Source organism: Streptomyces sp. E11-3 (genome assembly GCF_046540415.1).
Classification (GTDB): Bacteria; Actinomycetota; Actinomycetes; order Streptomycetales; family Streptomycetaceae; genus Streptomyces.
Window position 1 is genome coordinate 1,784,784 of the sequence record NZ_JAZGRL010000001.1, and the last position, 20,619, is coordinate 1,805,402.

Sequence of the window (20,619 nt, forward strand, 5' to 3'; positions counted from 1 at the left end):
GGTACACCGGTGACGGCGGTTCCGGACGCGGCGGTTCCGGACTCGGCGGTTCCGGACGCGGCGGCTCCAGGTGGCTACCGTTCGAATCTGTATCCCATGCCCGGCTCGGTGATGAAGTGCCTGGGGTGCGAGGGGTCCACCTCCAGCTTGCGGCGCAGCTGGGCCATGTAGACCCGCAGGTAGTTGGTCTCGGTGCCGTACGAGGGCCCCCAGACCTCCTGCAGCAGCTGCTTCTGACTGACCAGACGACCGGTGTTGCGCACCAGCACCTCGAGGAGGTGCCACTCGGTCGGGGTCAGGCGTACGTCCCGGCCGCCGCGGTTCACCTTCTTCGCGGCCAGATCGACGCTGAAGTCCTCGGTGTCCACCAGTACGTCGTCCTCGCCGGCCCCGGTGGGCTCGGCGCGGCGGACCGCGGCGCGCAGCCTGGCCAGCAGCTCGTCCATCCCGAAGGGCTTGGTGACGTAGTCGTCCGCACCCGCGTCGAGTGCCTCGACCTTCTCGTCCGAGCTGTGCCGGGCGGACAGGACGAGGATCGGCACCCGGGTCCAGCCGCGCAGGCCCCGGATCACGTCGACGCCGTCCATGTCGGGCAGCCCCAGGTCCAGGACGACGACGTCCGGGTGGCGGGCGGCCGCGAGCTGCAGGGCGGCCGCGCCGTCGGCGGCGGCGTCCACCTCGTACTTGCGCGCCTTCAGGTTGATCACGAGGGCGCGTACGATCTGCGGCTCGTCGTCGACCACGAGCACCCTGGTCATGTGGGCCTGCTTTCTGCTGTTTCTGCTGCGGGTTTCTTCGCCGCGGGTTTCTTCGCCGCGGGTTTCTTCGGTGACGGTCATGAGGTGACCTGGGCGGAGAGGTCGGGTCTGGCCGGCGGCTGTCCGGGTACGGCGGGCAGCGTGAGGACCATGGTGAGGCCGCCGCCGGGGGTGTCCTCGGCGTTCAGCGTGCCACTCATGGACTCCACGAAGCCCCGCGCGACCGCGAGCCCCAGGCCCACCCCGGCGCCCCGCGGAGCGTCACCGTAGCGCTGGAAGGGCTCGAAGATGTTCTCTTTGCCGTCGTCGGGGACGCCGGGGCCGCGGTCCACGACCCGGACCTCGACCCGGTCGCCGAGCGCGCTCGCGGCCACCGTGACGGCGGTCTCGACGGGGCTGTACTTGACGGCGTTCTCGACGATGTTGGCGACGGCCCGCTCCAGCAGGCCCTTGTCGACCGCGACCATCGGCAGCGTCTCGGGGATGTCCAGCTCCACGCTGTCGTCCGGTACGCCGCCGAGCGCCATCGGGACGACCTCGTCCAGGTCGATCTCGCGGATCAGCGGGTTGACGGTGCCGGTCTGCAGCCGGGACATGTCCAGGAGGTTGCCGACCAGGTGGTTCAGCCGGTCCGCGCCGTCCTCGATGCCCGCGAGCAGCTCGGCCCGGTCCTGCGGGGACCAGGCCACGTCGTCGGAGCGCAGCGAGCTGACGGCCGCCTTGATGGCCGCCAGGGGGGTACGCAGGTCATGGCTGACGGCGGCGAGCAGGGCGGTGCGTATGCGGTTGCCCTCGGCGAGGGTGCGGGCCTGCTGGGCCTCGCTCTGCAGCCGCTGGCGGTCCAGGACCACGGCGGCCTGGGCGGCGAAGGCGCCGAGCACCCTGCGGTCCTCGGCGGGCAGCACGCGGCCGGAGAGCGCGAGCGCCATGTGGTCGCCGACCGGCATGTCCACATCCGCGTCCTCGGGGCGGCCCAGATGCCGGGGTCCGACGCTGCCCGCGCACACCCACGGCTCGACGTCGCTCTCGCGCTCCAGGAGGGCGACGGACTCCATGCCGAAGGTCTCGCGGACCCGCTCCAGGAGGGCGTCCAGGGTGGTCTCGCCGCGCAGCACGCTGCCGGCGAGGAAGGAGAGGATCTCGGACTCGGCGCGCAGCCGGGCGGCCTGGTGGGTGCGCCGGGCCGCGAGGTCCACCACCGAGGCCACCGCGACCGCGACACCGACGAACACCAGGATGGAGACGATGTTCCTGGGAGCGGAGATCAGGAACTCGTGCTCGGGCTCGGTGAAGTAGTAGTTCAGCAGCATCGAGCCGAACGCCGCGGAGGCCAGCGCGGGCCGCAGTCCGCCGAGCATCGCGGCGGCCACGGTCAGGGCCAGGAACAGCAGCATCTGGTTGGCCAGGCCGAGGTCCCCACCGAGGTGGATCAGCGACAGGCTCAGCAGGACCGGGCCGCCGATGCCGACCACCCAGCCCGAGGCGATCCGGGAGCGGCCCAGTCTGGCGCCGCGGGCCACGGGCAGTCCGCGGCCCTTGCCGACCGCGTCGTGGGTGACGATGTGCACGTCAAGGTCGGGGCCCGACTCGCGGGCGACGGTCGCGCCGACGCCGGGCCCGAAGATGTACTGCCAGGACTTGCGGCGGCTGGAGCCGAGCACGATCTGGGTGGCGTTGACGCCGCGGGCGAACTCCAGCAGGGAGCCCGGTATGTCGTCGCCGATGACGTGGTGGAAGGTGCCGCCCAGGTCCTCGACGAGGGTGCGCTGGACAGCCAGCTCCTTGGGCGAGGCGGCGGTGAGGCCGTCGCTGCGGGCGATGTAGACGGCGAGGATCTCGCTGCCGGAGCCCTTGGCGCCCATCCGGGCCGCGCGGCGGATCAGCGTCCGGCCCTCGGCGCCGCCGGTCAGCCCGACGACGATGCGCTCGCGGGCCTGCCAGGTGGAGCGGATGTTGTGCTCACCGCGGTACTGCTGGAGGTACTCGTCGACCCGGTCGGCGACCCAGAGCAGGGCCAGCTCGCGCAGCGCGGTGAGGTTTCCGGGGCGGAAGTAGTTGGACAGGGCCGCGTCGACCTTGTCGGGTTGGTAGATGTTGCCGTGCGCCATCCGCCGGCGCAGCGCCTGAGGCGACATGTCGACGAGCTCGATCTGGTCCGCGCGGCGTACGACCTCGTCGGGGACGGTCTCGCGCTGACGTACCCCGGTGATCGACTCGACCACGTCGCCCAGCGACTCCAGGTGCTGGATGTTGACCGTCGATATGACGTCGATCCCGGCCGCCAGGAGTTCCTCGACGTCCTGCCAGCGCTTGGCGTTACGTGAGCCGGGGACGTTGGTGTGGGCCATCTCGTCGACCAGGGCGACGGCGGGCGCACGCTCCAGGACTGCGTCCACGTCCATCTCGGTGAGGGCGGCGCCGCGGTACTCCAGCTCGTGGCGCCGTATCTGCTCCAGGCCGTGCAGGAATACCTCGGTGCGCGGCCGGTCGTGGTGCTCCACGAAGGCGACGACGCAGTCGGTGCCGCGCTCCACCCTGCGGTGTGCCTCGGAGAGCATCGCGTACGTCTTGCCGACGCCCGGTGCCGAACCGACGTATATCCGAAGCTTGCCGCGTCCCATGGCCTCATTGTCTTCCAGAAAACCGCCGCGTACGCGGCGCGTGCCTACCGCGAACCTACCGCCATGAACTACGGCGAAACGGACAGCGGACGGGCGGGAGGACGTCCTTGACGCAACTCTGATGCCTCCGGCACCGCGGTTTCGGGAGTGCTACCCGCGCTCGCTGTCCTCGACGATGTGCCCGTCGCGCAGCTCGAGGACCCGGTCGGCGAGGTCGAGCAGGTTCGCGTCGTGGGTGGCGACCAGCGCCGTGACGCCCTCGCTGCGGACGACGGCGCGCAGCAGCTCCATCACGGCGTGCCCGGTCTCCGCGTCGAGCTGTCCGGTGGGTTCGTCGGCGATCAGCAGGACGGGCCGGTTGGCCAGGGCGCGGGCGATGGCGACCCGCTGCTGCTGGCCGCCGGACAGCTCGCCGGGGCGCTGCGCCGCGTGGTCCGCGAGCCCCACCAGGGAGAGCAGCAGCTCGACGCGCTCCTCGCGCTCCTTGGGGTCGGCCTTGCGCAGACGCATCGGTACGCCGACGTTCTCGGCCGCCGACAGGATCGGGATCAGTCCGAAGGACTGGAAGATGAAGCCGACCCGGTCGCGGCGCAGGGCGAGCAGGCCGTCCTCGCCGAGTCCGGAGAGGTCGGTGCCGTCGACGGTGATCCGTCCCTGGTCCGGTGCGTCGAGCCCGCCGACGAGGTTGAGCAGGGTGGTCTTGCCCGATCCGGAGCGGCCCTTGAGTGCGACGAGCTCACCGCGCGGTACGGTGAACGAGACCCCGCGCAGCGCGTGCACGGCGGCGGCCCCGGTGCCGAACGAGCGGTGCAGGTCCTCGACCCGGAGCATGGGGTCCCCGTCGGGCCGTGCCGCCAGCGCGGTACTCCCGCGCCCGCTCGTGTCCTCGGTCATGCCCCACTCCCCCGTTAGCCCCTGTACGTAGCGCGCAAGTATGGCCGTACAGCACCGTGCCGGGCAATGGCCTCACTGGTGCCTGGGGCGCGCAAAGGCCGGTGGCCCGTACGCCCTCGCGGGATGTACGGGCCACCGGCCTCAGCGCTCTGGGAGCTAGGGGCGTCAGCGCACCTCGGTGATCTCCGGGCCGCGGGCGAGCTGTCCCATCCCGCCGGCGAAGCGGGAGCCCTCCTGGGCCTGCGGCTCCTGCTGCTGGACGCCTTCGGCCACCATCTGGGCGTCGTCCGGCAGCTTGAGGACGATCGGGTCGCGCGGGGCCATCGGCGCGTCGCCGCGGACCACCACGGTGTCCCGGAAGATGCTCTCCAGCAGTCCCGCGGCCTCGGGCTGTACCGCGCCCTGGCCGGAGATCACGCCGCGCAGGAACCAGCGCGGCCCGTCACAGCCGATGAAGCGGACGACCTGTACGCCGCCGGTGCCGTCCGGCAGCTGCACCGGGACCTGGGCGCGCAGCTCCCAGCCCAGCGGGCCTTCGAGCTCGTCGATGACGCCGCCCTGCTGGGTGATGCCGGAGGCGATCTCCTCGCGGACCTCGCCCCAGATGCCCTCCTTCTTGGGGGCGGCGAAGGCCTGCAGCTGTACGGCGCTGTCGCGCAGGACGACGGTCGCCGCGACGATCGCGTCGCCCGCCACCTCGACGCGCAGTTCCATGCCCTCGACTCCCGGCACGAAGATGCCGCCGAGGTCGACCCGGCCCTCGCCGGGCTCACGGACCTCGGAGACGTCCCAGGGGCCGTCGGGGCGGGGCGCGGGCGGCAGGCTCACCCGCTGCGGCTCGGCCGCGTCCGCCGTGTCTGTCTCGTCCTGTGGGTCCATGCCCTCGACGACCTGCTCGGCCTCGCCGGCCGCGTCGTCGGCGGCACCCTTCTTACGACGTCCGAACACGTCACTGTCCTTCCCGGTCGCATGCGACCGAAGCGTATTGGTTCCCGCCCTGCGGATCGCCCGCTGTGCCGTCCACAGCGGCATGGCCACCGGTGGACCCGAAGCCCCCCTCGGCCCGTACCGAGTCGGGAAGTTCCGCGACCTCGTGGAAGCGCACCTTCTCGACCTGTTGGACGACCAGTTGGGCGATCCGGTCGAAGCGCTCGAACCGCACGGTCTCGCGCGGGTCGAGATTCACCACGATCACCTTGATCTCTCCACGGTACCCGGCATCCACCGTCCCCGGGGCATTCACGAGGGCGACACCGCAGCGGGCGGCGAGGCCGGAGCGCGGGTGTACGAAGGCCGCGTACCCCTCGGGGAGCGCGAAGGCCACCCCGGTGGGCAGCACCGTGCGTTCACCCGGGGCGAGGTCGCAGGCCTGGGTGGTCCGCAGATCGGCTCCGGCGTCGCCGGGGTGCGCGTACTCCGGAAGCGGTACGTCCGGGTCTACGCGGCGGATCTGTACGGCGAGCGGCTCACGGGTCACGGGTTCACCTCGAAGGCACGGGCTCGCTTGACCTGGTCCGGGTCGGCCATGGCGGCCTGGATCTCGGCGGGACGGCCGTTGTCGATGAAGTGGTCGACCTTGACCTCGATGAACAGGCCGTCGGCCCGGACCGCGACGGGCCCTTCGGGGCCGCCGATCCGCCCGGTGGCCCTGGAGTAGATCTTGCGCCCGGCCACCGCGGTGACCTCGGCCTCCAGATACAGCACGGTGTCCACCGGAACGGGGCGTACGAAGTCCGTCTCCAGGCGTCCGGTCACCGCGATCACGCGCAGCAGCCAGTTCAGCGAGCCCAGCGTCTCGTCCAGGGCGGTGGCCAGGACGCCGCCGTGCGCGAGGCCCGGTGCTCCCTGGTGCTCGGGCTTCACCGTGAACTCCGCGGTGATGGCCACGCCCTCTGCGGCCCGTGCCTCAAGGTGCAGTCCGTGCGGCTGGCCCCCGCCGCAGCCGAAGCAGTGCTCGTAGTGCGCACCGAGCAGCTCGCCGGGTGCCGGGGCCTCAGGATGCCGCTCCGGCGCCACGGCGTCGTCGGGGGGTGTCAACGATGTTCGTCCACTCACAGCCGCAGACCCTACCTGCGTGGCCGCATGCCCGAAGCACCGTGCCAAGCTTGGCGTTATGCAGTCCTCAGCCCAGCTCTTCGAAGAACGCCTCACCGCGCCCCGTTCGTGGTGGGTCATCGTGGCCCTGCTCGGGGTCGCGGGCGGCCTGATGCTGCTGCCGCTCGGTCCGCTGCCGATGCTCGGCGGTCTGATCGGCGGCGGGGCGCTCGCGGCCGTCGCGGTGAGCTCGTACGGCTCGGTACGGGTGCGGGTGGTGGCCGGTTCGCTGGTCGTGGGGGATGCCCGGATTCCGGTGGCCGCCCTGGGCGCGGCCGAGGTGCTTGACGCGGACGAGGCGCGCGCCTGGCGCACCCACAAGGCCGATCCGCGCGCCTACATGCTGCTGCGCGCCTACATCCCTACGGCGCTGCGCGTAGCGGTCACGGACCCGTCGGACCCGACGCCGTACGTCTATGTGTCGACCCGCGATCCGCAGGGCCTGGCAGCCGCGCTGGACGCGGTCCGCTCGGCCTGAGCCTCGCCCCGGCTCCCGGCGGGGCTCTCAGGGGCCTTCGAGGGCCTGCTGAGGGGCCTTCTGCCACTCCAGCGGCGCTCTCTCCGGCGGTGCCGACTCGGGCATGGCCGACTCAGGCGGGGCCGACTCGGGCAGCGCTTCCCATGGCACCTGCGCCCTGCGCAGATCCGCGCGGATGCGCTCCGCGAGTTTCTTGGTGTCACGGCGGTTCATGACCGCGCCGATCGCCGCACCCACCAGGAACGGCATCAGGTTCGGCAGGTTTCTGACCGTGCGCTTCATGATCTGCTGCCGCAGCTCGCGCTTCGTCTGGGTGCCGAGTGCCGCGCTGATCGACGCCGTCTTGGCCACGTCGATCCCGCGCTCATGGGTCCATGAGGTCAGATACGCGGTGGAGCGCTGAGCGAGGGTGCCCTCGGGGCGCAGCCCGTACACCTCGCGCAGCTCCGCGATCAGCTTCAGTTCGATCGCGGCGACGCCGGTGATCTCGGCGGCCAGCTCCGCGGGCATCGCGGGCGGTACGGGCAGCGCCGCGGCCACCCCCACGCCCGCGCCGACGGTCGAGGCGGCATGGCAGGCGCCTGCCACCAGTTTGTCGGCGATCTGCTCGGGCCCCAGGCCCGGGAACTGCTGTCGCAGGGTTGCGAGATCACGCACCGGGACGCGCGGTGCGATGTCGATGATCCGGTCGGCCAGCTGGCCGACGGCGGCCATGGTGCTGCGGCCGCCCTTGAGTACGCCGTCCCTGGCTGTTGCCAGTCGGCCGGGCCTGGGCATGGGGCTGTCCCCGTCCGCGCTGTCCGCTGGCTCGAGCGAGGCCTGCCGGCCTCGCTCACCGTCACGGACGTCGTCGCACGGGGCGGTGCCCGCCGCCTTACGGAAGCGTCGCTTCCGGGGCAGCATCGACCCTGTCACGGCCGACCGACCTCAGTCGCAGTCGCGGCAGATGGGCTGACCGTTCTTCTCCCGCGCCAGCTGGGACCTGTGGTGCACCAGGAAGCAGCTCATGCAGGTGAACTCGTCCTGCTGCTTGGGGAGCACCCTGACGGCGAGCTCCTCGTTCGACAGGTCCGCGCCGGGCAGCTCAAGGCCTTCCGCGGCCTCGAACTCGTCGACGTCGACGGTCGACGTCGACTTGTCGTTCCTCCGCGCCTTCAGTTCTTCGATGCTGTCCTCATTGAGGTCGTCATCGGTCTTACGTGGGGTGTCGTAATCCGTTGCCATGTCGCTCTCCCCCTCCGGGTGTCTGCAGTGTCTCCAGCGCACGTAACGCGTGAGAGGCCGGACTTGTGCCCGACCCGAGGCGGAGATTTTGCCTCACATCAAGGTCTGTTACTCAATCGACACCCAACCGCACCCCTGAAGAGGTGATCGGTTAGATGGCGAGGAGGACCGTACACGGTCCGAATATCGCAGTTCACGGGCGCCACCCCGTGTACTTCCCGTGATCAAGACCCCCCAAAACCCGGATTTTCCCGGCTTTCTGGCGACCTCGGCGATCACGGAGAGTAGATGGCTGGAAATTCGCCCTTGTGATCGATCCCACACGGATCTCCCGGGAGCAGGTCCCGAAAATTCCGCTAAAAGCGAACTTGAGGCGAATCCGCAGAAGCATCTCAGATGGGCAGGGTGACTCGCATCACGAGACCACCCCCCTCACGCGGCTCGGCGATGATACGGCCTCCGTGAGCCCGCGCCACCGATCGTGCGATGGAGAGCCCGAGCCCCACGCCCTTGTCGCTGCCGGTGCGCTCCGTGCGCAGCCGACGGAAGGGCTCGAAGAGGTTGTCGATCTCGTAGGCGGGCACCACAGGGCCCGTATTGGCCACCAGGAGCACCGCCTGGCCGTGCTGGACCTCGGTGCGCACCTCCACCCAGCCGGCCTCGGGGACGTTGTACCGCACGGCGTTCTGCACCAGGTTCAGCGCGATCCGCTCCAGCAGTACGCCGTTGCCCTGGACCACCGCGAGCGCCCGCTCGCCGCGGATCTCGACGCCCTTGTCCAGCGCCTCGGCGCGCACCTGGTCGATGGCGCGCGAGGCGACCTCGGCGAGGTCCACGGGCTTGCGCTCCACGATCTGGTTGTCGCTGCGGGCGAGCAGCAGCAGGCCCTCCACCAGCTGTTCGCTGCGCTCGTTGGTGGCCAGCAGGGTCTTGCCCAGCTGCTGGAGCTCGGGGGGCGCCCCCGGGTCGGAGAGCTGCACCTCCAGCAGGGTGCGGTTGATCGCCAGCGGGGTCCGCAGCTCGTGCGAGGCGTTGGCGACGAACCTCTGCTGGGCGGTGAAGGCCCGCTCCAGCCGTTCCAGCATCTCGTCGAAGGTGTCCGAGAGCTCCTTGAGCTCGTCGTCCGGGCCGTCCAGCTCGATCCGGCGGGAGAGGTCCGAGCCGGCCACCTGGCGGGCGATCCGGGTGATCCGGCCGAGCGGCGACAGCACCCGTCCCGCCATCGCGTACCCGAAGGCGAACGCGATCACGCTGAGCCCGAGCAGGGCGAGCAGCGAGCGGCTCAGGAGGTTGTCCAGGGCGCGCTGGCGCAGGGTGTCGGCGCACTGCGAGATGGCGGTGTTCAGCTGGTCCTGGTTGACAGCACCGGCGACCGCAGGGCACTGCGGGCTGGAGATCGTCACCTGGCCGTCGCTGGTGATCTTCAGGTTCGGTACGGACCCGTCGTGCAGGGCCTGTGCCGCGAGGAGGTAGATGATCGAGAGCAGCAGGATGCCCGCGATCAGGAACATCCCGCCGTAGAGCAGCGTGAGCCGTATCCGGATCGTCGGACGCAGCCACGGGAAGGGCGGCTCGGGACGTACGGGGTCCCAGGTCGGCTTGGGAGGTGCCGAAGGCGGCACCGGGGTCGCGGTCATGGAAGGTTCAGATCCGGTATCCCGAGCCGGGCACGGTCACGATGACGGCGGGCTCGCCGAGCTTGCGCCGCAGGGTCATCACGGTGACCCGTACGACGTTGGTGAAGGGGTCGGTGTTCTCGTCCCAGGCCTTTTCCAGGAGCTGCTCGGCCGAGACGACCGCGCCCTCGCTGCGCATCAGCACCTCAAGGACCGCGAACTCCTTCGGCGCCAGCTGGATCTCCCGGCCGTCCCGGAAGACCTCGCGGCGGTTGGGGTCGAGCTTGATGCCGGAGCGCTCCAGGACGGGCGGCAGGGCCACCGTCGTACGCCGTCCCAGGGCACGCACGCGTGCCGTCAGTTCGGTGAAGGCGAAGGGCTTGGGAAGGTAGTCGTCCGCGCCCAGCTCCAGACCCTCGACGCGGTCGCTGACGTCGCCGGACGCGGTGAGCATCAGTACCCGGGTGGGCATGCCGAGCTCGACGATCTTGCGGCAGACGTCGTCGCCGTGCACGAGCGGGAGGTCCCGGTCGAGTACGACCACGTCGTAGTCATTCACCCCGATACGCTCCAGGGCGGCCGCCCCGTCGTACACCACGTCGACGGCCATGGCCTCCCGGCGCAGTCCGGTGGCCACCGCATCGGCGAGCAGTTGCTCGTCCTCGACGACGAGTACGCGCACGTCGTGTCCTTCCTCTGGGCCCGCGCAGGCAGGCTCTGATGTCACTGGGCAGGCCTCCATCCTGCCCGTTTCGGCCATAAACCGGCTGTAAGGCGGTCCTCCGGCCGGGAATTCGGGGATTCCCGGACCGGTTGAGGTTTCCTCGGAAGGCACCCAGGGGAGGACGACTGCACACCCGCGATCACGCTCTGCATGTGGCATGCCACGAACTGCTTCCGCAGGCGTGGAAGAGCCGTGATCGCCCCTTGCCGAGGGCACACCCCCGTGCCACCGACCCACGACCCACGACGAGGGGGCGCGCACCATGGACGCATTCACCGCAGGGCTCCTGCAACGCATAAAGGCCACCGAGACCGACCTCACGCGGGCTCGCGAGGACGGCGACGACTTCCTTGCGGAGGTCGAGCAGGCCGAACTTGACGATCTGCACCGCCTGGCGGCGGAGCATGGCGTGGAGGTCGGCGCGACCAACGCCTAGCCGTTAGCCGCCACGCTCAGGAGGGCCCCGGTACCTTGCCAGGTGCCGGGGCCCTCGTGTGTGCGCGGGCCGGTGTGCGGGTGCGGGTGCGGGTGCGGGTCTAGAGATTCGTTCCCCACCCCGCCCCTTCCCGAAAGGCCTCGCCGACCGGGCTCACAGATGGCCTCAAACGCCGGCCGGGCTGAAATGGGGAAAGCTCAGTCGTGCCACGCCCCCAGCGCGTCCAGCTTGGCGCGCAGTGGCTCGAAGAGGGCCGGTGGGGCCGCCACCACGAGGTCGCCCGACGGGGCGTCGCCGGGAGCGCGGCCACCTACGACCGCCCCCGCCTCGCGGGCGATGAGGTCGCCCGCCGCCAGGTCCCAGGGGTTGAGACCGCGCTCGTAGTACGCGTCCAGGCGCCCCGCCGCCACGTCGCACAGGTCGATCGCCGCCGACCCGCCGCGCCTGATGTCCCGTACCTGGGGGATGAGCTGCCGTACGACCTCCGCCTGCCGGACCCGGCGCTCGGTCAGGTAGCCGAAGCCGGTGCCGAGGAGGGCCTGCTCGAACGGGGGCGCGGGGCGTACCTTCAGCGGCCGGTCGTTGACGTACGCGCCCTCGCCCAGCGCGGCCCGGAACGTCTCGCCCTGCATCGGGGCGTGCACCACGCCGACGACCGTCTCGCCGTCCGCGCCGCCCACGCGTGCCGCGATCGACACGGCCCAGGCGGGCCGCCCGTACAGGTAGTTGACGGTGCCGTCGATGGGGTCGATGACCCACTGCACCCCACTGCTGCCCTGGACGCTCGCGCCCTCCTCACCGAGGAAGCCGTCGTCCGGCCGGTGCTCGGCGAGGAAGCCGGTGATCATCTTCTCGGAGGCGATGTCCATCTCGGTGACGACATCGACGGCGCTGGACTTGGTGGCCGCGACCCCGAGGTCGTCGGGACGCCCGTCGCGCAGGAACACGCCCGCCTGGTGAGCGGCCCGGAGCGCGAGGTCCATGAGTTCGGCATTGAGATCGGCCTTGAGCTCAGCCCTGAGGTCGGCCTTGCGTTGGTCGGTCACGGGATTCCTTACGCGTAGGGGCTGTCGGCGCCCGCGGCCGCGGGACGCGGGGCCCGTGCCGGGCAGCAGCCGACGGGGCACAGGTCGTGGCTCGCGCCGAGCGTCCCGAGCGCGCAGGGCCGTACGTCCTGCCCGCGCTCGATGGCCGCCCGCTCCAGAACCAGCTCGCGCACCGCCGCGGCGAACCGCGGGTCCGCGCCGACGGTCGCCGAGCGCGCCACGGGCAGGCCGAGTTCCGCGGCCTTGGCGGTGGCCTCGGTGTCGAGGTCGTACAGGACCTCCATGTGGTCCGACACGAAGCCGATCGGGACCATCACCACCGCCGGCACGTCCTGGCCGTGCAGCTCTTCCAGGTGATCGCAGATGTCCGGCTCCAGCCACGGGATGTGCGGGGCTCCGGACCGCGACTGGTAGACCAGCTGCCAGGCGTGGTCGGTCCCGGTCTCCTCGCGTACGGCCTCGGCGATCAGCCGCGCGACGTCCAGGTGCTGCCGCACGTACGCGCCGCCCTCGCCATGCGCCTCGACGGGGCCCGAGCTGTCCGCCGCCGCGTCCGGGATGGAGTGCGTGGTGAAGGCGAGGTGCGCCCCCGCGCGTACGTCCTCGGGGAGCTCGGCGAGCGACTTCAGTACGCCGTCGATCATGGGGCGTACGAAGCCGGGGTGGTTGAAGTAGTGGCGGAGCTTGTCGATCCTCGGCAGCTCCAGGCCCTCGGACTCCAGGGTCGCAAGGGCGTCGGCGAGGTTCTCGCGGTACTGGCGGCAGCCCGAGTACGAGGCGTACGCGCTGGTCGCGAGGACGAGGACGCGGCGGCGGCCGTCGCGCACCAGGTCCCGCAGGGTGTCGGTCAGATAGGGCGCCCAGTTGCGGTTGCCCCAGTACACCGGCAGGTCCAGGCCGTGGTCCGCGAAGTCCTTGCGCAGGGCGTCGAGCAGCGCACGGTTCTGGTCGTTGATCGGGCTGACGCCGCCGAACAGGAAGTAGTGCTGACCCACCTCCTTGAGCCGCTCCTTGGGGATACCGCGGCCCTTCGTCACGTTCTCCAGGAAGGGCACCACGTCGTCGGGGCCTTCCGGACCGCCGAACGAGAGCAGCAGCAGGGCGTCGTACGGGGTCGAGTCAGTCGAATCAAGCGCTTCGGGCATGGCTCGATCCTGCCACCCCCGTCGAGCGCGGTGGAAATAGCGGTGCGGAGCATGAGACAGCAGCCGTAAGCTGTAACGACCCGTTACACACCTTACCGGAGTGCTCCTTGGCCAGCCCGTACCGCACGATCTTCAGCACCCCCGGGACCCGGACCTTCTCCGCGGCGGGGTTCATCGGACGGTTGCCGCTGGCCATGCTCGGGATCGGCATCGTGACGATGGTCTCGCAGCTCACCGGGCGCTACGGGCTCGCGGGCGCGCTCTCGGCCACGGTCGCGCTCTCCGTCGCGGCGATCGGCCCGCAGATCTCCCGGCTGGTGGACCGGTACGGCCAGCGCCGAGTGCTGCGCCCCGCGACTCTGGTCTCGCTGACCGCCGTTGCGGGTCTGTTGGTTTCGGCCAAGATGGGGCTGGCCGACTGGACCCTGTTCGCCTTCGCCGCGTTCGCGGGCTCTGTGCCGAGCGTGGGATCGATGGTCAGGTCGCGCTGGGCCGAGCTCTACCGCACCGACCCGCGCCGACTGCACACCGCGTACTCCTTCGAGTCCGTGGTGGACGAGATCTGCTTCATCTTCGGGCCGATCGTCTCGATCGGCCTGTCCACGGCCTGGTTCCCCGAGGCGGGGCCGCTGCTCGCCGCGCTGTTCCTGGCGACCGGTGTCTTCTGGCTGACCTCGCAGCGCGCCACCGAGCCCGTGCCGCAACCGCGCGAGCAGCACGGTGGGGGCTCGGCGCTGCGCTCCGGCGGCCTGCGGGTGCTGATGCTGGCGTTCGTCGCCACCGGAGTGATCTTCGGCTCGATCGATGTCGTGACGGTCGCCTTCGCCGACGAGCAGGGCCACAAGTCGGCCGCCAGCCTGGTGCTCGCCGCGTACGCGCTGGGCTCGTGCCTGGCCGGGGTGGTCTACGGGCTCCTTGACCTCAAGGCGGCGCCCGCCCGCAGGTGGCTGCTGGGCGTCTGCGCGATGGCCGTGAGTATGATCCCGCTTCAACTGGTCGGGAACCTGGCGTTTCTGGCCGTGGCGCTCTTTGTCGCGGGCCTTTCCATCGCACCGACGATGGTGACCACCATGGCCCTCGTCGAACAGCACGTACCCCGCGCGAAGCTGACCGAGGGCATGACCTGGACGAGTACCGGGCTCGCGGTCGGGATCGCGCTCGGCTCGTCGGTCGCGGGATGGGTGATCGACGTGGCCGGGGCGAAGGCCGGGTACACGGTGCCGGTCGCCTCCGGTGCCGTCGCGGTCGTGGTCGGGCTCCTGGGGTACCGCCGGCTGAACAGGCCGGTGCCGCGGCGGGGAGGAACCGATGAGCACGGTGAGCAGGGGCGGCCGGACGAGCGGGCCGCGAAGGACGCCGAGACCGTGGCGTAACTGGGCCGGGAACGTGACCGCCCGTCCGGCGCGGGAGGTCTCGCCCGCGTCCGTGGACGAGCTCGCCGCGGCGGTACGTCAGGCCGCCGATGACGGGCACCGGGTGAAGGCCGTCGGCACCGGGCACTCCTTCACCTCGGTCGCCGCGACCGACGGTGTGCTGATCCGCCCCGAACTCCTCACCGGCATCCGCGGAATCGACCGCGCGGCCGGCACCGTCACCGTGCAGGCCGGGACTCCACTGAAGCGGCTGAACCTGGCGCTGGCCAGGGAGGGCCTGTCGCTCACGAACATGGGCGACATCATGGAGCAGACCGTCGCGGGCGCCACCAGCACCGGCACCCACGGCACCGGCCGCGACTCGGCCTCGATCGCCGCACAGATACGCGGACTTGAGCTGGTCACCGCCGACGGATCGGTGCTGCGCTGCTCCGCGAAGGAGAACCCCGAGGTCTTCGCCGCGGCCCGGATCGGCATCGGCGCGCTGGGCATCGTCACCGCGATCACCTTCGCCGTCGAGCCCCTCTTCCTGCTGACCGCCCGCGAGGCGCCCATGAGCTTCGAGCAGGTGACCGCGGAGTTCGACCAGCACGTCGCCGAGAACGAGCACTTCGAGTTCTACTGGTTCCCGCACACCGGCAACTGCAACACCAAGCGCAACAACCGCAGCGCGGGCCCCGAGGCGCCGGTGGGTGCGGTCAGCGGCTGGTTCGAGGACGAGTTCCTGTCCAACGGGGTCTTCCAGGCGGCCAACTCCCTGGGCCGGGCCTTTCCCGCGACGATTCCCGCCATGGCCAAGGTCTCCAGTCGGGCACTCTCCGCCCGCACCTACACCGACATCCCCTACAAGGTCTTCACATCACCGCGCCGGGTGCGCTTCATGGAGATGGAGTACGCGATCGACCGCTCGGCCCTCGTCGAGACGCTGCGCGAACTGCGGGCCATGGTCGACCGCTCGCCGCTGCGGATCAGCTTCCCGGTCGAGGTCCGTACCGCACCCGCGGACGACATCGCGCTGTCCACGGCCTCGGGGCGCGACACCGCGTACATCGCCGTCCACATGTACCGGGGCACGCCCTATCAGGCGTACTTCACCGCCGCCGAGCGGATCTTCACCGCCCATGGCGGGCGGCCGCACTGGGGGAAGGTGCACACGCGGGACGCGGAGTACCTGGCGTCGGTCTATCCGCGGTTCGACGAGTTCACCGCCCTGCGCGAACGGCTGGACCCGGACCGGGTGTTCGGCAACGACTATCTGCGACGGGTGCTGGGCGCGTAGGCGTTCTTACTCTTCGGGTGTGCTGGTGCCGTCCTGGACGGTGTTGTCTTCTGTGCCGTTGTCCGAGGGGTCGGGTGTGGGGGTTGGGGTCGGAGTAGGCGTCGGTGTGGGGGTGGGTGTAGGCGTCGGGGTCGGCGTCGGCTTGTGGTCGCCGTCGTTCTGGGTTGGGTCGCTGTCCGGGGTCGGGGCGCCACTGGGGGTGTTGTCGCNCCAGCCGCATTGTCGCCCCCCTTGTTGTGGGCAATCGTTCCGCAGGGCGAGGGGGGCACCTCCCGCTCGAGCGAAGTCGAGAGTGGGGGAGGGTGGGCACAACCCCTCGCCACGGGGTGCGCCCATTCCACCAAGCCCGAAGGGCAACACCCTCCCCTCGCCACGGGGCACCGTGAAGACAAGCCCGAGGGCGCGCCCTCACCCCGCCACGGCAAGCCCGAGGCCGCGCCCTCACCCCGGCACGGGGCTAGCGTGGGCTTGGGCCCGTTGCCACGGGGCGGGAGGGGTCCGCGGTCCACTCTGACCAGGAGCCCGGGTAGAGGGCCGCGGGGATGCCCGCGACCGCGAGCGCCAGGATCTGCTGCGCGGCCGAGACACCCGAGCCGCAGTACACACCGACCTCCGCCGCCACCCCGGCGCCGAGGCGCTCGAAGCGGGCCGCGAGAGCGTCGGGCGGCAGGAAGCGACCGGTCGCGTCGACGTTCTCGGAGGTCGGGGCCGAGAGCGCGCCCGGGATATGACCGGCGACCGGGTCGATCGGCTCCACCTCACCCCGGTAGCGCTCCGCCGCGCGCGCGTCCAGCAACACCCCGGTGCGGGCGAGCGCGGCGGCCCCGTCGGCGTCGAGGACCGGCAGGGCCCCGGGTACGGGGACGAAGTCACCCGGTGCCGGGGACGGCGGGGACGAGGAGAGCGGCCCGTCCCACGCGGCGAGCCCACCGTCCAGGACCCGTACCGCAGGGTGCCCCGCCCAGCGCAGCAGCCACCAGGCGCGCGCCGCGGCCCAGCCCTGCCCGCCGTCGTACACCACCACCGGGCGGGCCGCCGAGACCCCGGCCGCCCTCATCGCCGTACCGAAGACCTCCAGGTCGGGCAGCGGATGGCGGCCACCGGACCCGGGTGGCCCGGCCAACTCGGCCTCCAGGTCGATGAAGACCGCGCCGGGGATGTGCCCGGCCTCGTACGCGGGGCGGCCGTGCGGCGCACCCATCTGGTAGCGAATATCCAGGACTACCGGTGGGTAGTCACCTGTCGACTCGACCGCAAGTTCGGATGCGGAGATGATGGCATTCATGGCCACATCCTTGCGTAAGGTCTGGCCGCCTCGTCCAGGGGCGGTTAGCCTGCACCGCCGGGTGTTCCGTTGATCGACACCGAGTAACAGCGAAACGGGCATCCTCTCGCGGGGAACTTGCAGATGCGGCGCGGCCGGAGCGCAGCGTGCGACCGGTGGTGCGAGCATCTGGTCTTGGCATCCCGTGGCTCACCATGACGGTCCGAGGAGAGAGTGACGATGACCGAGTCCGCAGCTCGGCACACACCTGGCACGCCGTGCTGGGAGAGTCTGATGGTGCACGGCATGGCCGCCACCCAGAAGTTCTACGGCGCGCTGTTCGGCTGGGAGTTCCTGCCGGGGCCACAGCAGCTCGGCCCGTACGTCCGTGCGCTGCTCGACGGACACGAGGTGGCCGGGATCGGCCACCTGCCGGCCGACCGGCATCTGCCGATCGCCTGGACGCCCTATCTGGCAACGGACGACGCGCACGCCACGGCGGAGATGATCCGGCACTGCGGCGGCACCGTCGCGGTCGGTCCGCTGGACGCCGGAGAGGCCGGGCGGCTGGCCATCGCCTCCGACCCGGCGGGCGCCGTGTTCGGCATCTGGCAGGCCGCCGCGCACGCGGGAGCGGCGGTGAAGGGCGTGCCGGGCACTCCGGTGTGGAATGAGTTGGTGACCCGCGACACCGCGTCCGTCGGCAAGTTCTACCAGCACCTCTTCGGATACGAGGAAGAGGCCGTGGTCTCGGCCGACTTCGACTATCTGACGCTCCATCTGGACGGGCGCCCGGTGGCCGGGGTGCACGGCGTGGGGAACGCCCTGCCGCGCGATCTGGGCGCGCACTGGATGACGTACTTCGAGGTCGAGGACACCGACGACACGGTGCAGCGGGTCGTCGAACTCGGCGGCCATGTGCTGCGTCCCGCGCGCGACGGCGGGCACGGCCGGATGGCGACCGTCGCGGACCCCGAGGGTGCGGCCTTCACGGTCGTACGGTCGGCCCGCTGACGGACGTACGGCTGCCGGACGTACGGCTGACGGGTCAGGCGGAGGTCACCGGCAGGACGTCCGGTGAGAGGGCGCCCGCGTGGGCGGTGGCGCTGGTCATCCGGCGCCGGTGGTGGCGTCGGCACAGGACCTCGTAACCGACCTCCCCCGCCAGCTGGTTGACATCGCCCACGACCACCTGGGCGCCTTCGACGACCATCACGCCGCCGACCGTACGGGCGTTGTGCGTGGCCCGCGCGCCGCACCAGCACAACGCCTCGACCTGCAGCGCCTCCAGGCGGTCGGCGAGTTCGATCAGGCGCTGCGAGCCGGGGAACAGCTTGGACCGGAAGTCGGTGGTGATCCCGAAGGCGAAGACATCCAGCTCCAAGTCGTCCACGATGCGGGCGAGTTGGTCGATCTGGGCGGGGGCGAGGAACTGCGCCTCGTCGACGATCACGTAGTCAGCGCGGCCGCCGCGCGAGATGTGGTCGACGAGATAGGCGTACAGGTCCATGCCCTCGTCGGCCTCGACCGCGTCGGTGACCAGGCCCAGGCGTGACGAGAGCTTGCCCTCGCCCGCACGGTCGTCGCGGGTGAAGATCACGCCTTGGAGGCCGCGAGCGGAACGGTTGTGTCCGATCTGCAGTGCCAGAGTGCTCTTCCCGCAGTCCATCGTTCCCGAGAAGAACACCAGCTCGGACATGGGGTGTTGAAGACCTTTCAGGTGTAGGCGAGGGGGGCGCTCGTCGGAACGCGCGTCAGGAACGTACTTCGAGGAGCGGTACGAGCTGTTCGGCGGGGGTCATGGAGCCGTGGTTGCCGACCATCAGCGACTCCTTGGGCTCCCGCTCGGAGGCGATGATCACGACGTCGTCGCGGGCCGCGGCGATCACGTCGCCCAGGCGTCCGTGCACCCGCTCGTCCACCCTCGGTCCGAACCAGCCCGCGGCGATCGCCTCGTCCCGGCCCGCCACCCAGAACTGCTCGCCGAGCACCTCGCGCCAGCAGGTCAGGACGTCCGCCTCGGCGCCCGGGACCGCGTACACATGGCGGGCGCGGCCCTCGCCGCCCAGCAGGGCGACCCCGGCGCGCAGTTCCCAGTCCTCGTCGAAGTCGATACGGGACTGCTCGTCGAAGGGGATGTCGACCATGCCGTGGTCGGCGGTGACATAGAGCGCGGAGCGCGGCGGGAGCTGCTCGGCCAGCCGCTGGACCAGCCGGTCGACGTACATCAGCTGGCCGCGCCAGGCGTCGGAGTCGACGCCGAAGCGGTGGCCCTTGCCGTCCACTTCCGCGTAGTACGTGTAGACCAGCGAACGGTCGCCCGCGGCGAGTTGCCCGGCCGCGAGGTCCATCCGCTCCTCGCCCGAGAGCCGGCCGTGGAAGGAGCCACCGCTCAGGGCGATCTTGGTGAGCGGGGTGTCCCGGAAGGTGGGCGACGAGACCTGGGCGGTGTGCACGCCCGCCTCGTCGGTGAGCTGGAAGACGGTGGGGTACGGCTGCCAGACGCGCGGCTGGGTCCAGGGGTTCCAGCGGAGCTGGTTCATCAGCTCGCCGGTGGCCGGGTTGCGCACGGTGTAGCCGGGCAGGCCGTGGTCGCCGGGCGGCAGGCCCGTACCGACCGAGGCCAGCGAGGTCGCGGTGGTGGCCGGGAAACCCGCGGTGATCGGGCGGCCGGTGCCGCCGCGGGAGCTCGCGAGCAGCGAGGTGAGGAAGGGTGCCTCGTCCGGGTGGGCGAGCAGCTGCTCCCAGCCGAGGCCGTCGATCAGGAAGACGCAGTTCCGGTCGGCCGGGGTGAGCTCGGGGATGGCCGCTTCCATGCCGGGCACGCCCATGCCCGACGCGAGGGTCGGCAGCAGGTCGGCCAGCGATCCCTTGCCGTACTCGGGCACGGGCGCGGAGGCGACCTCGAGGGGTTCCGGGTCCTGCCAGGCGGTGGGGGGCGAGGGGTGGGACATCAGCGGCCGGTGCCGGTCGCCGCGGTCGCCTCGGAGAGTGCCTGGGCGAAGACCAGGGTCTGGCGCACGGTGTCCGGGCCGTCGCCGGCCTCGCTGACCCGCAGGCTCAGGTCGTCCGCGGTGGAGTTGCCGGTGTAGCCGTGGTCCGCCTCGCAGTTGGGGTCGCCACAGGCCGCGGGCTCCAGGTCGATCCGGGAGACGGCGCCCCATCCGATGGTGAGCAGGACCTCGCGGGGCAGGGCGCCCGGCTGGTACTTCTCGGGGTTGGCGACGACACGGCTGACCACGACCGAGGAGATCCGGCCGATCTTGACGGACTCCGTCGACGTGGTGGCGTACGGCGTCGGCGAGGTGCTGTCGGCAGCCTGCTCGTCGGTGTGGCTGACGATGAAGCGGGTTCCGGTCAGGACGAGGACCGTGACATGGCGGCGCACTTCGTTCGAGTCGAAGGTGGTCTCCTGGTGCACCAGGTACGACGCGATCGCCTCGCCGCCGACAGCGGCTTCCACCGCCTCGGCCACGAGGGCCGGGTAATAGCCGCTGCGCTCGATCGCCGTGCGCAGCCCCTGGGTCGTCGTACCGGTCTTCGCCATGGCCCCCATCCTACGGGGGTGTGGTGACTGCCGTGCCCTCCGCGGCCGGGGCCCGCTGAGGGTGCGTGCCGGGCGTCGGGGCGCAGGCGGGGGTTCGAGGACAGGCTCTCAGTACGCGGG

General features: G+C 71.2%; 21 protein-coding genes. 5 read left to right on the forward strand and 16 right to left on the reverse strand.

Annotated elements, in window-relative coordinates:
- Positions 1–74: 74 nt before the first annotated feature.
- The 6 genes from U9R90_RS08025 to U9R90_RS08050 form a co-directional block, all read right to left on the reverse strand.
- Positions 75–758 (reverse strand): response regulator, encoded by a 684-nt coding sequence (locus tag U9R90_RS08025; protein ID WP_411055698.1) that lies wholly within the window; start codon positions 756–758, stop codon positions 75–77.
- A gap of 77 nt (positions 759–835) precedes the next feature.
- Entirely contained in the window at positions 836–3,379 is a 2,544-nt protein-coding gene (locus U9R90_RS08030) for an ATP-binding protein (protein ID WP_411055699.1), read from the reverse strand.
- Between the two features lie 150 nt (positions 3,380–3,529).
- Complete coding sequence (locus U9R90_RS08035) at positions 3,530–4,273, reverse strand: ABC transporter ATP-binding protein (protein WP_411055700.1); 744 nt, start codon at positions 4,271–4,273, stop codon at positions 3,530–3,532.
- Between the two features lie 165 nt (positions 4,274–4,438).
- Entirely contained in the window at positions 4,439–5,221 is a 783-nt protein-coding gene (locus U9R90_RS08040; RefSeq protein WP_411055701.1) for a DUF3710 domain-containing protein, read from the reverse strand.
- Between the two features lies 1 nt (position 5,222).
- Entirely contained in the window at positions 5,223–5,750 is a 528-nt protein-coding gene (gene dut, locus U9R90_RS08045) for a dUTP diphosphatase (RefSeq protein WP_411055702.1), read from the reverse strand.
- Complete coding sequence (locus U9R90_RS08050; protein WP_411055703.1) at positions 5,747–6,328, reverse strand: PaaI family thioesterase; 582 nt, start codon at positions 6,326–6,328, stop codon at positions 5,747–5,749. The genes dut and U9R90_RS08050 overlap by 4 nt, the downstream gene beginning before the upstream one ends.
- 58 nt (positions 6,329–6,386) lie before the next feature.
- On the opposite strand from U9R90_RS08050, the gene U9R90_RS08055 reads away from it, so the two are divergent.
- Positions 6,387–6,845, forward strand: a complete 459-nt coding sequence (locus tag U9R90_RS08055; protein WP_411055704.1) for a DUF3093 domain-containing protein — start codon at positions 6,387–6,389, stop codon at positions 6,843–6,845.
- Between the two features lie 27 nt (positions 6,846–6,872).
- On the opposite strand, the gene U9R90_RS08060 is transcribed toward U9R90_RS08055, so the two are convergent.
- From U9R90_RS08060 to U9R90_RS08075, 4 genes are all read right to left on the reverse strand, one after another.
- On the reverse strand, positions 6,873–7,760 hold the full coding sequence (locus U9R90_RS08060) for a hypothetical protein (protein WP_411055705.1): 888 nt from the start codon (positions 7,758–7,760) through the stop codon (positions 6,873–6,875).
- A 12-nt stretch (positions 7,761–7,772) separates the two neighbouring features.
- Positions 7,773–8,069, reverse strand: coding sequence for a DUF4193 domain-containing protein (locus U9R90_RS08065; protein ID WP_003951337.1), 297 nt, complete (start codon positions 8,067–8,069; stop codon positions 7,773–7,775).
- A 392-nt stretch (positions 8,070–8,461) separates the two neighbouring features.
- On the reverse strand, positions 8,462–9,706 hold the full coding sequence (locus U9R90_RS08070) for a sensor histidine kinase (protein WP_411055706.1): 1,245 nt from the start codon (positions 9,704–9,706) through the stop codon (positions 8,462–8,464).
- A gap of 7 nt (positions 9,707–9,713) precedes the next feature.
- Entirely contained in the window at positions 9,714–10,367 is a 654-nt protein-coding gene (locus U9R90_RS08075) for a response regulator transcription factor (protein WP_411055707.1), read from the reverse strand.
- Between the two features lie 304 nt (positions 10,368–10,671).
- Here U9R90_RS08075 and U9R90_RS08080 point away from each other — a divergent pair, with 304 nt between their 5' ends.
- Entirely contained in the window at positions 10,672–10,845 is a 174-nt protein-coding gene (locus tag U9R90_RS08080) for a hypothetical protein (protein ID WP_411055708.1), read from the forward strand.
- A gap of 197 nt (positions 10,846–11,042) precedes the next feature.
- Here the strand turns inward: U9R90_RS08080 and U9R90_RS08085 are convergent, their stop codons facing one another.
- Together U9R90_RS08085 and U9R90_RS08090 are read right to left on the reverse strand one after the other, a co-directional pair.
- A complete protein-coding gene (locus U9R90_RS08085; RefSeq protein WP_411057676.1) occupies positions 11,043–11,828 on the reverse strand; it encodes an inositol monophosphatase family protein in 786 nt (261 codons plus the stop codon).
- A 71-nt stretch (positions 11,829–11,899) separates the two neighbouring features.
- On the reverse strand, positions 11,900–13,036 hold the full coding sequence (locus U9R90_RS08090; protein ID WP_411055709.1) for a ferrochelatase: 1,137 nt from the start codon (positions 13,034–13,036) through the stop codon (positions 11,900–11,902).
- 107 nt (positions 13,037–13,143) lie between these two features.
- Here U9R90_RS08090 and U9R90_RS08095 point away from each other — a divergent pair, with 107 nt between their 5' ends.
- Complete coding sequence (locus tag U9R90_RS08095) at positions 13,144–14,409, forward strand: MFS transporter (RefSeq protein WP_411055710.1); 1,266 nt, start codon at positions 13,144–13,146, stop codon at positions 14,407–14,409.
- Positions 14,345–15,688: a D-arabinono-1,4-lactone oxidase gene (locus tag U9R90_RS08100; protein ID WP_411055711.1), complete on the forward strand. Its 1,344-nt coding sequence runs from the start codon at positions 14,345–14,347 to the stop codon at positions 15,686–15,688. Before U9R90_RS08095 ends, U9R90_RS08100 begins: the two co-directional genes overlap by 65 nt.
- Before the next feature lie 457 nt (positions 15,689–16,145).
- On the opposite strand, the gene U9R90_RS08105 is transcribed toward U9R90_RS08100, so the two are convergent.
- Positions 16,146–16,973 carry a sulfurtransferase gene (locus U9R90_RS08105; protein ID WP_411055712.1) on the reverse strand — a complete coding sequence of 276 codons (828 nt, stop codon included), beginning with the start codon at positions 16,971–16,973 and terminating at the stop codon, positions 16,146–16,148.
- Between the two features lie 219 nt (positions 16,974–17,192).
- Here U9R90_RS08105 and U9R90_RS08110 point away from each other — a divergent pair, with 219 nt between their 5' ends.
- A complete protein-coding gene (locus U9R90_RS08110) occupies positions 17,193–17,966 on the forward strand; it encodes a VOC family protein (protein ID WP_411055713.1) in 774 nt (257 codons plus the stop codon).
- Positions 17,967–18,000: 34 nt separating this feature from the next.
- Here the strand turns inward: U9R90_RS08110 and U9R90_RS08115 are convergent, their stop codons facing one another.
- From U9R90_RS08115 to U9R90_RS08125, 3 genes are read right to left on the reverse strand one after another with little or no spacing between them, the layout of a single operon-like run.
- Positions 18,001–18,651 (reverse strand): thymidine kinase, encoded by a 651-nt coding sequence (locus U9R90_RS08115; protein WP_411055714.1) that lies wholly within the window; start codon positions 18,649–18,651, stop codon positions 18,001–18,003.
- A gap of 55 nt (positions 18,652–18,706) precedes the next feature.
- Complete coding sequence (locus U9R90_RS08120) at positions 18,707–19,906, reverse strand: alkaline phosphatase family protein (protein WP_411055715.1); 1,200 nt, start codon at positions 19,904–19,906, stop codon at positions 18,707–18,709.
- Entirely contained in the window at positions 19,906–20,499 is a 594-nt protein-coding gene (locus U9R90_RS08125) for a DUF5998 family protein (protein WP_411055716.1), read from the reverse strand. Before U9R90_RS08125 ends, U9R90_RS08120 begins: the two co-directional genes overlap by 1 nt.
- Positions 20,500–20,619 lie beyond the last annotated feature (120 nt).